Source organism: Faecousia intestinalis (assembly GCF_040096185.1).
In the GTDB taxonomy this organism is placed as follows: Bacteria; Bacillota; Clostridia; order Oscillospirales; family Oscillospiraceae; genus JAZOXB01.
The window spans coordinates 57,347-69,665 of record NZ_JBBMFF010000205.1 but is presented as its reverse complement, the minus strand read 5'-3'; the positions used below and the strand labels follow the sequence as shown (position 1 = coordinate 69,665).

The 12,319-nt window shown below is 62.4% G+C and carries 11 protein-coding genes; 7 read left to right on the top strand and 4 right to left on the bottom strand.

Annotation, left to right across the window (positions count from 1 at the left end; translation table 11 throughout):
* The 4 genes from WMO66_RS07085 to WMO66_RS07070 form a co-directional block, all read left to right on the top strand.
* The coding region (locus tag WMO66_RS07085) for a hypothetical protein (protein WP_349135709.1) at positions 1-1,195 on the top strand (1,195 nt) is incomplete at its 5' end.
* A 28-nt stretch (positions 1,196-1,223) separates the two neighbouring features.
* Positions 1,224-2,504 (top strand): hypothetical protein, encoded by a 1,281-nt coding sequence (locus tag WMO66_RS07080; RefSeq protein WP_349135708.1) that lies wholly within the window; start codon positions 1,224-1,226, stop codon positions 2,502-2,504.
* Between the two features lie 20 nt (positions 2,505-2,524).
* Positions 2,525-3,400: an ATP-binding cassette domain-containing protein gene (locus WMO66_RS07075; RefSeq protein WP_349135707.1), complete on the top strand. Its 876-nt coding sequence runs from the start codon at positions 2,525-2,527 to the stop codon at positions 3,398-3,400.
* Positions 3,397-5,439: a hypothetical protein gene (locus WMO66_RS07070; RefSeq protein WP_349135706.1), complete on the top strand. Its 2,043-nt coding sequence runs from the start codon at positions 3,397-3,399 to the stop codon at positions 5,437-5,439. Before WMO66_RS07075 ends, WMO66_RS07070 begins: the two co-directional genes overlap by 4 nt.
* A 75-nt stretch (positions 5,440-5,514) precedes the next feature.
* Here the strand turns inward: WMO66_RS07070 and WMO66_RS07065 are convergent, their stop codons facing one another.
* Positions 5,515-5,727, bottom strand: coding sequence for a DUF378 domain-containing protein (locus WMO66_RS07065; RefSeq protein WP_349135705.1), 213 nt, complete (start codon positions 5,725-5,727; stop codon positions 5,515-5,517).
* Between the two features lie 214 nt (positions 5,728-5,941).
* Here WMO66_RS07065 and WMO66_RS07060 point away from each other — a divergent pair, with 214 nt between their 5' ends.
* Both WMO66_RS07060 and nrdG read left to right on the top strand, forming a co-directional pair.
* Positions 5,942-8,266, top strand: coding sequence for an anaerobic ribonucleoside triphosphate reductase (locus WMO66_RS07060; protein ID WP_349135704.1), 2,325 nt, complete (start codon positions 5,942-5,944; stop codon positions 8,264-8,266).
* Positions 8,266-8,757, top strand: coding sequence for an anaerobic ribonucleoside-triphosphate reductase activating protein (gene nrdG / locus WMO66_RS07055; protein WP_349135703.1), 492 nt, complete (start codon positions 8,266-8,268; stop codon positions 8,755-8,757). The genes WMO66_RS07060 and nrdG overlap by 1 nt, the downstream gene beginning before the upstream one ends.
* 80 nt (positions 8,758-8,837) lie before the next feature.
* Here the strand turns inward: nrdG and WMO66_RS07050 are convergent, their stop codons facing one another.
* Positions 8,838-10,061, bottom strand: a complete 1,224-nt coding sequence (locus WMO66_RS07050) for an aminopeptidase (protein ID WP_349135701.1) — start codon at positions 10,059-10,061, stop codon at positions 8,838-8,840.
* A gap of 152 nt (positions 10,062-10,213) precedes the next feature.
* Between WMO66_RS07050 and WMO66_RS07045 the strand changes: the two genes are divergently transcribed.
* On the top strand, positions 10,214-11,089 hold the full coding sequence (locus tag WMO66_RS07045; protein ID WP_349135700.1) for a homocysteine S-methyltransferase family protein: 876 nt from the start codon (positions 10,214-10,216) through the stop codon (positions 11,087-11,089).
* Here the strand turns inward: WMO66_RS07045 and WMO66_RS07040 are convergent.
* Together WMO66_RS07040 and trxA are read right to left on the bottom strand one after the other, a co-directional pair.
* Entirely contained in the window at positions 11,053-11,967 is a 915-nt protein-coding gene (locus tag WMO66_RS07040) for an NAD(P)/FAD-dependent oxidoreductase (RefSeq protein ID WP_349135699.1), read from the bottom strand. The genes WMO66_RS07045 and WMO66_RS07040 overlap by 37 nt on opposite strands.
* Positions 11,964-12,284, bottom strand: coding sequence for a thioredoxin (trxA, locus tag WMO66_RS07035; RefSeq protein WP_349135698.1), 321 nt, complete (start codon positions 12,282-12,284; stop codon positions 11,964-11,966). The genes WMO66_RS07040 and trxA overlap by 4 nt, the downstream gene beginning before the upstream one ends.
* Positions 12,285-12,319 lie beyond the last annotated feature (35 nt).

Sequence of the window (12,319 nt, the reverse complement as noted above, 5' to 3'; positions counted from 1 at the left end):
TACGGGCTGTTATTCTGCTCAGGATGGTCCCTTGACTCTATCATCCTCGCAGACCATGCAGTCAAATTCCGGCAGCGGTGCGGAAGAACCTGTAGAGATCAAGACTTACCCTCTTCCGGAGGAAAATGTTCGGGCGAACATCATATATGTTCCGTCTCCCTCGACCGGTGGCTTTTGGACATGCGCAGTGTTCAATGCAAAAACGATCCAGGCCTATGATCCGGCGACGAAAACGGCCTATTTTCCCTGCTATCAGGCGGGCTGCAAGCACAATGATGCCTCCTGCACGGCGAATTTCGGCGGGGTGATCTCCGGGCTGGCAGAGTATCGCGGTAATTTCTATGCCATGGTCTATTATAACAACGAAACCGCTTCGGCGTTTGTCACGCGGCCGGTCTCCGGCGGTCCGCTCCAGATCCTCGCAAGCTGGGAACCGGAAAATGAGAATGAGGAATGCCGGTGTGGCTTCTATGGCCTTTCGTTCGGGAAGGCTTATCTCACGGTGTCAAAAGAAACCTATGCGACAGAGGACGGGCAGGCGGTGGCAGTCAAGGAGGAATACAGTAAGTGCAGCCTTGATCTGGAAACGGGCGAGCTTGTGGAGTATATGACCGATGAGGACGGATATCTCCCATATATGCACGGCGTCTGGGGCGATGTCGCTGTTTTTCAGGACTGGTATGCGGACCGGCCGGATGGAACGCCGGTGAAGCGGGATGGGTCAGAAGATTATAACTTCCGCCTGTATTCCAAAAATCTCAGAACAGGCGAAGAGAAAACGATCGTGGATGTGACGGAGAATTTTGTATGGACGGCGGACCCGTATGTCAGCTGGGGGCAGTATACCGTGTATCAGGTCGACCGCAGCATATACGTCTACGATATGGAAAGGCAGACTGCAAAAGAGGTTTTTACTTATGACCAGGATTGGGAGCAATACAATTATTCAATCATGGATGGTCATGTGTCCGCCATCTGCGGAACGGAGGATCGCTGTTTTGCTTGGGTGATCGATGTTACAGACGGGTCTGTGATCGAATTGGATACCCTCGGTGGAGATGTAATGCCGTTCTCGGTGAATTATGAGTGCAATGATTACTTTGTCGGCATACCGCATGATTCGAACAACGGTGACAAGTATTATATCAGCAAGGAGGATTATTACCGAAGCAATTATGACGCGGCGTTCCGCTGATCTGCCTTACAAAACAAGGGAGGTGGCCATGTTGACCAGTCGAAGAATTCTGAGCCTGCTGCTTGCAGCCGCCGCTGCGGCAGTGATCCTGAGCGGCTGTTATGCCGCTCCTGTGAACGAGGCTACGGAGCAGGGCGGTGAGACCTCGGGTGCGATCGTTACAGACTCGAAGATTCCTGTTACGACTTATCCGGTTCCGGAGGAGAACATTCGAACGTTTGGCAATATGGCCGCCTCCGCTTCGACCGGCGGGTTCTGGCAGTGGGATATGTATTTACATCCCTACATTCAGGCATATGACCCTGTGACTCATACGACTTATGTTCCATGTTACCAGAGCGGCTGCCGGCATAATGATCCCACCTGTAATGCCTGCTTCGGCGACCTGCAGTCTCTGGTGGAATACCGGGAAAACTACTATGCTATGGTTTATACGGACGACGAGACAGCCTCGGCGCTCGTCACGCGTCCGCTCACGGGTGGACCGCTGCAGACCCTCGCAAGCTGGGAGCCGGAAAACGAGAATGAGGCATGCCGGTGTGTGCTGCGCTGCGTATCCTTTGGAAAAGCATATGTCAACGTGAACAGAGAGACCTATGCGCTGACGGATGGCGTACAGCTGACAGCTGTCGCGCAGGAGAGCAGCCTCGTCTCCGTCGATCTGCAGACAGGAGAGGTATCGACGATCCTCGAAAACGTCAATGGCTACGATCTCTATGACGTCTGGGGGGACGTTGCAGTTTTCCGTGTGCTGGAAATGGCGGAAGATGCGCCGGAATTTGAAGACTGGCTTGCGCAGCAGCCGGAGGGAACGTCCCCGGACGAGTATGACCGGCAGTTTCTTGGCATTCGCTTTCTGGTCCGAAATCTCAAAACGGGCGAGGAGACCTCGCTTGTGGATGCGTCGGAGAACTATGTCCGGACAATCGACCCGCACAAAAGTTGGGGCCAGTACGCTGTGTATCAGGTCGACCGCAGTCTGTATGTCTATGATCTGGAGAAACAGACGGAAATCAAGCTCTTTACCTATGAACAGGATTGGGATGAGTATAACTACCAGATCGTTGACGGGCATGTGATCGCCATCTGCGGAACGGAAGATATCTGCCGCGCATGGGCGGTAGACATCGCAGATGGATCAGTCATTGAGCTGGACACCTGCGGTGGGAATGTAGTGGCATTTGGCGTGGATTGTGAATGCAACGGTTATTTCGCTGGCTTGAAGCGCAATTCGAGTGGAGATTTCGAGCAGTGTTACATCAGCAAAGAGGACTTTTACCGAAGCAACTATGACGCGGCGTTCCGCTGAGACGGCGGGGGAGATGGACGATGGAACTGACATTTGATGCCCTGAGCAAGAATTACGGAAAAAAACAGGCGTTGATCGGCTTTTCGGCCGAGCTAACGGGCGGCATCTACGGCCTGCTCGGGCCGAACGGAGCGGGCAAGAGCACGCTCATGAATATCCTGACCGGGAACCTGCGCCAGACGGCGGGAGAGATCCGCTTCAACGGCGCGGAGATCCGCTCGCTCGGCGCGGCCTTCCGCGGCCGCGTGGGCTACATGCCCCAGCAGCAGACGCTCTATCCGGGCTTTACGGCGGAGCGCTTCCTGCTGTACATGGCCTCGCTGCGCCGCATGCCGCGCGCACGGGCGCTGGAGCGCATCGACTGGGCGCTCGGCGCGGTCGGCCTGTCCGACGTGCGCGGCAAGACGATCCGCAGCCTCTCCGGCGGCATGAAGCAGCGCCTGCTGCTGGCGCAGGCCATTCTGGATGAGCCGGACATTCTCATCCTCGATGAGCCGACGGCCGGGCTGGACCCGCGGCAGCGCATCGCGGTGCGCAATCTCATCGCGGAGATCGCCCTGCAGAAGATCGTGATCGTTTCGACGCACGTTGTGCCGGACGTGGAGTATGTGGCAAGCGAGCTGCTGCTCCTGTCCGAGGGGCGGCTGCTGCGCAAGGCCTCTCCGGCCGAGCTGACGCACGAGCTGGCCGGGCAGGTCTGGGAGGCGGAGCTTGCCGAGTCCGAGCTGCCCGCCGCGCAGGCCGCCGGGACGGTCTGCGGCATCGCCCGCGTCGACGCGGGGCATATCCGCGTGCGCCTGCTGGCGGAAAAGCAGCCGCCCTTTGCCTGCAGGCCGCTTGCGCCGGAGCTGGAGGATGTGTATCTGCACTACTTCGGCGCGGAGGACGGGCTATGAGCTATGAGCTGCGGAAAATTCTGGGCAACCGCTATGTGATGCTCCTGCTCGCGCTGGCGGTCGCGGTGAATGCGGCGCTGTTCTACCGCCGCTGCACCAAGGACCTCGGCGGCTTCACCCGCGCGGACGTCCGGGCGGAGTATGCCCATCTGGACACGCTGGAGCAGGAGTATGACGCCCTGCTCAACGGAATTTACGGCGAGGACGTCGATATCATGCAGGTGCCGGATGAGGACCTCCGGCGCTATGCTCTGCTGAGCACGGTTCGCGACGAGGTCGAGGCGACGAAAAATTACCCCGAATACCTCCGCGGCCTCTGCGCTGAGACCGAGGCCAAGCTGCGCCTTGGCCTGTTCTCTGCCGATCCCTTTGCCGAGCGCACGCTGGAAAAGGGCCTTGCGGCCTACAGCGCCCTGCTCGGCGTGCGGCTGGAGCCGTCCTTTCCGGACGGCGTGGAGGTGCTGCTGGACTGGCGGCTGACGGACCTGCTGCTCCTGCTGTTTGCGGCGGTCTCGGGGCTGGTCCTGCTGACGGGAGAGCGCAGCGCGGGCCTGATGGTGCTGCTGCGCCCGACGCGGCGCGGCCACGGCGCGCTCTACTGGCGCAAGGCCGCCGCCATGCTGGCAACGGTGCTTGCGGGCGTCGTGCTGCTCTATGGCGCGAATCTGGCCGTTTCTGCCGCCGTCCTCGGGCTGGGCGACCCGGCGCGCCCCATCCAGACGATCCCCAGCATGCAGAGCTGCCCGGTCCCGCTGACGGTGTTTGGCTGGCTTTTGTGCTTTTTGGGCGAAAAGCTCCTGTGGGGTTGGGCCGTGGGGGCGCTGTTCTTCCTGCTGTGCACCACGACGGGCCGCGCGTGGGCCGCGTTCCTGCTTGCGGGCGGCGGCGCGGGGCTTGCCCTGCTGCTCGGCAGCCGCGGCTCACTTTGGCCCCGGCTGCTCAGCCTCAGTTGTGCGGCCGAGGTCGAGGAGAGCTGGCGTGGCTGCATTTATCTGAATTTCTTTGGCCTTCCGCTCCGGCAGACGGCGCTGCTTCCCGCTATGCTCCTGCTGCTGACGGTGGGTGGCTGCCTCGGCGGCGCGGTGGTGTTCTGCCGCACGCAGGCGGTCCAGCCGGTGCGCCAGCGCCGGGGCCTGCCGCTGCCGCGCCTGCGGCACACGGTGCTGCTGGCCTATGAGGCGCGGAAGCTTCTGCTCACGGGCGGGGCGCTGCTGGTGCTTGCGGTGTTCGTGCTGGTGCAGATCGGATCTTATCGCGATTTTCGGGCCTATTTCAATGCGGACGAATGGTTCTACCGCGCGTATTCCGAAAAGCTGGCAGGCGAGCCGACGCCGGAAAAGAACGCTTATCTTGCCTCGGAGACGGCCCGCTTTGCGGAGCTGCAGAACGAGCTTGCGGACTATGCCCGCATCACGGAGGGCAACGAGGATGCGCTGCAGTTCATGGCGCGCGACGTTCTCTCGGCCCTGCGGGCGCAGGACGGCTTTGAGAAGGCAAAGCAGCAGTATGAGCAGCTGCAGCCGGGGCAGTCCTATGTCTATGAGACGGGCTATAACGTCCTGCTAGGCTACTTTGGTGTGCAGAAGGACCTGCTGGACCTTGCGAAGCTGTTCTTCTTCCTGACGGTCGCGCTGTCCGCCGTGTTTGCCATGGAGCAGGAGACGGGCGTTGCCGTTCTGCAGACGGCGGCCGGGGCGAACGGGCGCGTGCTGCGGCGCAAGCTGCTGCTCACGGCGGTGCTGGTGCTCCTGATGGTGACTGCGGCCTTCCTGCCGCGCCTGCTTGCCGTCCGCGGGGCCTACGGACTGCCGGAGTGGGGCGCACAGGCAAACAGCCTGCCCCTGCTGAGCGGCGTGCCAGCGGGCTGGCGCATCCGGACCGTTCTGGGGCTGCGCGCGCTCATGCATGTGCTGCTCGGCGCAGGCGGTGCGGCGGTCATCCTGCTGCTGTCGCGCAAAACGCGCAGCACCATCCAGACGATGCTCATCGCGGCGGGCATTCTCGTAGTCCCGACGGTCGCGGCCGCACTACTCTGGTAGAACGAAAAAAACAGACTGCCGGCGGGCCATTGCGGCTCGGTCCGGCAGTCTGCCTTTGTGCAGTTTTTCTGCTGGTTATGCATCGTCCTCTGCGGCGCGCAGCGGGCGGCGGCGGAACAGCAGCGAGATGCACCACAGTCCCGCGAGGCCGACGATCGTGTAGATGATGCGGCTGACGACGGCCGTCTGGCCGCCGAAGATCCAGGCGACCAGATCGAATTTGAAAATGCCGACCAGCCCCCAGTTGATCGAGCCGATGATGCTCAGAATCAGCGCAAGCATGTCCATCTTGATTTCCCTCCTGTTGTCATATGCTGTGGATAGTATGCACACCCGGTGCGTAGATTATACGGAAAATCGCGGGTCTGCCGAAAACGGCCCCGATTTTTTTGTGCACTATTTCAGCCGGGCCGCGCTTGACAGACACCGGAACTTGCAGTACGATATATGCGTTTTGTGCCTGCGCGGTACTACCATATCTTGTGTGCGAGAGGAGACAGTCATGACGCAGAAAATGATCCGCAAGCGGGACGGGCGTCTCGTAGAATTTCATACAGAAAAGATCCGGAACGCGATCTGGCGTTCATTCCTCGGTGTCGGGCAGACCGGCATGGAGGACGTCTCCGACGCGCTTGCCCGCAAGGTGGAGACCATGCTCGAGCTGGAGGGCTGCGAGCCGGAGGTCGAGCATGTGCAGGACCTTGTGGAGCAGGTGCTGATGCAGGAGGGCTACGGCCGCACAGCCAAGGCCTACATCCTCTACCGCGAGGAGCGCAGCCGCGCGCGGCAGGTGAATTCCAGCCTGATGCGCAAATTTGAGGAGATCACGTTCAAGGATGCCGCCGATTCGGACATCAAGCGCGAAAACGCCAACATCGACGGCGACACCGCCATGGGTACCATGCTGCGCTACGGCTCCGAGGCCGCCAAGCAGTTCTCCGAGTCCTTCCTGATGAAGCCGGAGTATGCCACGGCGCATGAGCGCGGCGATATCCACATCCACGATCTTGATTTTTACGCCCTGACGACAACGTGCTGCCAGATCGACCTGCTTTCGCTGTTCCACGGCGGCTTTTCCACCGGCCTCGGCCATATCCGCGAGCCGCAGGGCATCGCGTCGTATGCGTCGCTGGCCTGCATTGCCATCCAGTCGAACCAGAATGACCAGCACGGCGGCCAGAGCATCGTGAATTTTGACTATGCCATGGCCGAGGGCGTCGCCAAGACGTACCGCGCCTGCTACCGCCAGAACCTCAGCCGTGCGCTGGAGCTGCTGTGCGGCGTGACGCCGACGGATGCCCAGCTCCGGGGCTTTGCGGCTTCACTGGCCGAAAAGGGCCTGACTCCGGCGCTTGCCGGGCAAAAGGCCTATGACGATGCCGAGGCGGCGCAGCTCAAGGCTGCCTTCGGCTGCGTGGAGGGCGATATCCGCCGCGCGCAGGAATTCGCTGCCCGCCGCGCCGCAGAGGAGACGGACCGCGCGACGTATCAGGCCATGGAATCGCTTATCCACAATCTGAACACCATGGAGTCCCGCTCCGGCTCGCAGACGCCGTTTTCCTCCATCAACTATGGCATGGATACCTCGCCGGAGGGCCGCCTTGTGATGAAAAACCTGCTGCTCGCCACGGAGGCCGGGCTTGGCAGCGGTGAGACGCCGATCTTCCCCATTCAGATCTTCCGTGTGAAAAACGGCGTGAATCTCAACGAGGGTGAGCCAAACTACGACCTGTTCCGGCTGGCCTGCCGCTGCAGCGCCAAGCGCCTGTTCCCGAACTTCTCGTTCCAGGATGCCCCGTTCAACCTGCAATATTACAAAGAGGGCCATCCCGAAACGGAGATCGCCTATATGGGCTGCCGCACGCGTGTGGTGGCGAATGCCTACGATCCCTCCCGCGAGGTCACGGCGCGGCGCGGCAACCTTTCCTTCACGTCCATCAATCTGCCGCGGCTCGCCATTCTGGCACGCGGCGACCGCGAGGCCTTTTTCCGCAGCCTTGATGAGATGCTCGACCTTGTCGTCGGCCAGCTGCTCGAGCGGCTCGAGATCCAGAGCCGCCGCCGCGTGCGCAATTTCCCCTTCCTGATGGGGCAGGGCGTCTGGCTGGACTCCGAAAAGCTCGGCCCGGACGATGAGGTGCGCGAGGTGCTCAAGCACGGCACGCTCTCCATCGGCTTCATCGGCCTTGCCGAGTGCCTGAAGGCGCTGACCGGCGCGCACCACGGTGAAAGCGCCGAGGCGCAGGCACTCGGACTTGAGATCATCGGCCGCATCCGCGACCGTGCCGACCGAGAGTCGGCGGCCCGCGGCCTGAACTTCTCCTGCCTTGCCACCCCGGCGGAGGGCCTCTCCGGCCGCTTCGTCCGGATGGATGCCAAGCGCTTCGGCGTGATCCCCGGCGTAACGGACCGTGAGTATTACACGAACAGCTTCCATGTGCCGGTGTATTATCCGATCTCGGCCTTTGACAAGCTCCGCATCGAGGCACCCTATCATGCGCTGACGAACGGCGGCCATATCTCCTACATTGAAATGGACGGCGATCCGCTGCAGAATCTGCCCGCATTCGAGAAGGTCGTGCGCTTTATGGGCCAGTGCGGTATCGGCTACGGCTCCATCAACCACCCGGTCGACCGCGACCCGGTCTGCGGCTTTAACGGCATCATTGGCGATACCTGCCCGCGCTGCGGCCGCCGCGAGACGCCGGACCAGCCGTTTGAGCGTATCCGCCGCATCACGGGCTATCTTGTGGGCACGCTCGACCGCTTCAACAACGGCAAGCGCGCCGAGGAGCGCGACCGTGTCAAGCACGGGGTGACGGACTGATGCGCATTGCCGGAACGGTCTCCGAGTCTATCGTGGACGGACCGGGCCTGCGGCTGACCGTGTTCACGCAGGGCTGCCCGCACCGCTGCCCCGGCTGCCACAATCCGCAGACGCACGACCCGGCAGGCGGCCGCGAGGAAACAACAACGGCGCTGCTGGCTCGCTATACTGCAGACCCGCTGCTCGACGGCCTGACGCTCTCCGGCGGGGAGCCGATGGAGCAGGCAGCGGAGTGCGCTGCGCTGGCAGAGGCCGTGCACGCGCTGGGCGGCAATGTCTGGGTCTACACGGGCTGGCGCTATGAGGCGCTCGTGCAGGAGTCAGACCCGGCGCGCCTGCGGCTGCTGGCGGCTGCCGATGTGCTCGTGGACGGACCGTATGTCGAGGCGGAGCGCTCACTGGAGCTCCGCTGGCGCGGAAGCCAAAACCAGCGCCTCATCGACCTGAACGCGACCCGCAGAACCGGGAAGCTCACCCTACTAACGGAATAAAAAAGCTGCTGCAGCACAATCGCTGCAGCAGCTTTTATGTTCGGGACTCAGAAAAGCTCTGATATATTCAGAGATCCCTATTAAAATGCCCAGTTGCCGTCGCGGAAGATCGGCACGGTGCGGCCGTCGCGCGTGTGCGCGTCGATGGACAGGTCGGCGGAGCCGATCATGAAGTCCTCATGCACCATGGAATCGTTGATGCCCTTGGCACGGCACTCGTCGAGCGTGTAGTTCTCAAAATTCTTGATCGTGTCGGCAAAGCCCATGCCGAGCGCCAGATGGCAGGCGGCGTTCTCGTCGAACAGCGTGTTGTAGAACAGCAGGCCGGAATTCTGGATCGGGGAGTTATAGGGAACGAGCGCGCACTCGCCGAGGTAGGAAGCGCCCTCATCCATGGAGATGAGCTTCTGCAGAAGGGCCTCGTTCTTTTCGGCATGGACCTCGACGGCCTTGCCGCCCTCAAAGCGGATGGAGAAGTTCTCGATAAGCTGGCCCTGATAGGACAGAGGCTTCGTGGAATAGACGATGCCCTCTGCCACGCCGCGCTTCGGAGAGATGAAGACCTCCTCCGTCGGGATGTTCGGGTTGAAGAAGTGGCCGAGCAGAGAGTTCTCGCCGCCGCCCTTGAATTCGGCGTCTTCGATCATGCCGACCTTGAAATTCGTGCCGTTCGAGCTGTGATATTCCAGCTCCGTGATGCCGAGGTCGTTCAGATAGGCACAGCGGCGGGCGAGGTCCTCGTTATGGGCCTTCCATGCGGCAACGGGGTCGTCGTCCACGCGGGAGGCGGCCAGAATGGCTTCCCACAGCTTCTCGACGGCCTGTGCCTTCGACAGGTTCGGGAAGAGCTTCTTTGCCCACGCAACACCGGGGACGGCCGCGATGCACCACTGATACTTGTTCTCGATCTGGTCGCGGTACGGGCGGATGACCTTGTACTTGGCCTGACCGGCCTTGGCCATCTTTTCCTGATTGACGCCGCGCAGACCGTCCGGGTCCTCGGAAATCAGGTAGATGCGGCAGGGAATCTCATCGACATAGTGCTGCCAGCGGGCCTCCTCCCAGTTTTCCAGCGTGGAGAGGTTCTTCTGGCTGCGCCAGCGGACATGGAGCTTCGTCAGCGGCTGATAGTCCCAGTCCACCACAACGCGCTTGGCACCGGCGCGGTAGCATTCCTCAACGACCATCTTTACGAATTCGGGCTGATCGAGCTCGGCGGCGATGAAGACCTCCTGACCCTTCTGGACATTGACGCCGACCGTGGCGATCAGCGTGGCATATTTGCGCAGTACGGACTTTTTCATATTGTCCTCCTTGTAATAATGAATGGAATCTATCGCTATTCTAGCAGAAACCCCACCGGAATGCAACCGAAAATGCATGCGGAAGTTTCTCGTTGCAAATTCCCGCCGAAACGGGTAGAATAGAGAAAGAAATCCATACCACGGAGGAACCTATGACAAACGAAGCTTTTCAGGCGCTGCTTGCGCGCGGCCCCGTACTGCTCGACGGCGCGACCGGCTCGAACCTGATGCGCGCGGGCATGCCGCGCGGCATCTGTACGGAGGCCTGGGTCACAGAGCATCCGGAGCCTCTGCTGGCTCTGCAGCGGGACTATATCGCGGCCGGGTCACAGATCATCTATGCGCCGACGTTCTGCGCCAACCGGCGCGGGCTTGCACGCTGCGGCCGAGAGAACGATGTTGCGCTTCTGAACCGGCAGCTCGTTGCCCTGTCGCGCGAGGCGGCAGGCGGCCACGCGCTCGTGGCAGGCGACCTCACAACGACCGGCGTGCCGCTCGAGCCTGCCGGGACAATGACATATCACGAGCTGTTTGAGATTTACACGGAGCAAATTACGGCATTGGCCGAGGCCGGGGCCGACCTGCTCGTCGTGGAGACCATGCTCGGCATCGACGAGATGACCGTCGCCCTCGAGGCGGCGCAGAGTGTCTGCGCCCTGCCGGTCCTGTGCAGCATGACGGTGCAGGCCGACGGCAGCGGCTATTTCGGCGGGACCTGCGTCGAGGCCGTGGAGACGCTGCAGGAGCTCGGCGCGGCCGCCGTCGGCATCAACTGCTCCACCGGCCCGGACCAGCTCGAGAGCCTTGTGCGCAACATGAGGCAGGCTGCAAAGGTGCCGCTCCTTGTCAAGCCGAATGCGGGTATGCCGGAGATCTCGCCGGAGGGCGAGGCCATCTATTCCATGGGCCCGGCGGCATTCGCGCAGCATATGCGCACGCTGATCGATGCCGGAGCTGCACTCGTCGGCGGCTGCTGCGGCACGGATCCGCGCTATATTTCCGCCCTGCGGGACGTTTTGCCCAGATAATGCTCCGCCTGCTGCGCCGCCGCTGCGCCGTCCGAGACGGCCGTAACGATCTGGCGCAGCTGCTTTTCCCGCACGTCGCCTGCGGCAAAAACGCCCGGCAGGCCGGTCCGTGTCGTCTCGTCCGCGCAGTAATAGCCGTCCGGCGTCCGGCGGAGCTGCTCGCCGCCGAGGGCGGAGACAGGCGTGCGGCCGATGCAGACAAACAGGCCGCTGATCTCCAGCTCCCGGCCGTTCTGCAGGCGGATGCCGGTCAGGCGCTCACGGCCCAGCAGCTCCGTTACGATGCTGTTCCGGCAGAATGTCACATTGTCCTGCTTTTCCAGCGCCGCCAGCCCGGCGGGCGCTGCCCGGAACGTGCTGCGGCGGTGCACGAGCGTCACATGGCGGCACAGCCGCGACAGCAGCAGGGCTTCGCTGACGGCGGAATTGCCGCCGCCGACCACGGCGACGTCCTTCCCGCGGAAAAACGCCCCGTCGCAGGCGGCGCAGTAGCTCACGCCGGGCAGCTCGTCCTCCTGCGGCAGCCCGAGCCTCCGCGGGCCCGCTCCCGTGGCGAGCACAACGGTCCGGGCAAGGACCGGCCCGCCGTCCGTCTGCAGCTCCTTTACGCGGCCGGTGAGCTGCGCGCTGCGGACGTCGGCCAGCAGAAAAATGGCTCCCGCGCGCTCCGCACCCGCTTTCATGCCGTCTGCCAGCGCGGCTCCGTCTGCGCCGTCCGGAAAGCCGGGGTAATTCTCAATGTGCTGCGTCTGCGCCATCTGCCCGCCGGGGCCGAGCCGCTCGAGAACGAGCACGTCCAGCCCGGCGCGGGCGGCATAGAGAGCCGCCGTGCAGCCCGCCGGTCCGGCCCCGACCACGGCCATGTCATAGCATCTCATGCTTCGCCGCTCCGCAGGAATTCCTCCAGCTCCGTCAGCGTTTTTGCGCCGGTCGTGCGCCGGAGCAGCCTGCCGGAGCGGAACAGCAGCAGCGTCGGGACGGTCAGCACGTCAAACCGCGCCGCAAGCTCGGGCTGGGCGTCCACATCGACCTTTCCGATGCGCAGCTCCGGCCGAGCCTCTGCCAGCGTCTCCAGCACCGGCGCAAGCGCACGGCACGGGCCGCACCACGCGGCAAAGAGGTCTACGAGCACCGGCCCCTCGGCCTGCAGGACCTCCTGCTCGAAATTTTCTTCCGTCAAAGGTAAAATCGGCATAAAAATCACTCCCTTCGGCGCTTAGTCTGCGCAGA

Coding starts and splice junctions, on each gene's coding strand:
- WMO66_RS07080 (WP_349135708.1), top strand. CDS start 1,224: ATGTTGACCAGTCGAAGAATTCTGAGCCTGCTGCTTGCAGCCGCCGCT.
- WMO66_RS07075 (WP_349135707.1), top strand. CDS start 2,525: ATGGAACTGACATTTGATGCCCTGAGCAAGAATTACGGAAAAAAACAG.
- WMO66_RS07070 (WP_349135706.1), top strand. CDS start 3,397: ATGAGCTATGAGCTGCGGAAAATTCTGGGCAACCGCTATGTGATGCTC.
- WMO66_RS07065 (WP_349135705.1), bottom strand. CDS start 5,727: ATGGACATGCTTGCGCTGATTCTGAGCATCATCGGCTCGATCAACTGG.
- WMO66_RS07060 (WP_349135704.1), top strand. CDS start 5,942: ATGACGCAGAAAATGATCCGCAAGCGGGACGGGCGTCTCGTAGAATTT.
- nrdG (WP_349135703.1), top strand. CDS start 8,266: ATGCGCATTGCCGGAACGGTCTCCGAGTCTATCGTGGACGGACCGGGC.
- WMO66_RS07050 (WP_349135701.1), bottom strand. CDS start 10,061: ATGAAAAAGTCCGTACTGCGCAAATATGCCACGCTGATCGCCACGGTC.
- WMO66_RS07045 (WP_349135700.1), top strand. CDS start 10,214: ATGACAAACGAAGCTTTTCAGGCGCTGCTTGCGCGCGGCCCCGTACTG.
- WMO66_RS07040 (WP_349135699.1), bottom strand. CDS start 11,967: ATGAGATGCTATGACATGGCCGTGGTCGGGGCCGGACCGGCGGGCTGC.
- trxA (WP_349135698.1), bottom strand. CDS start 12,284: ATGCCGATTTTACCTTTGACGGAAGAAAATTTCGAGCAGGAGGTCCTG.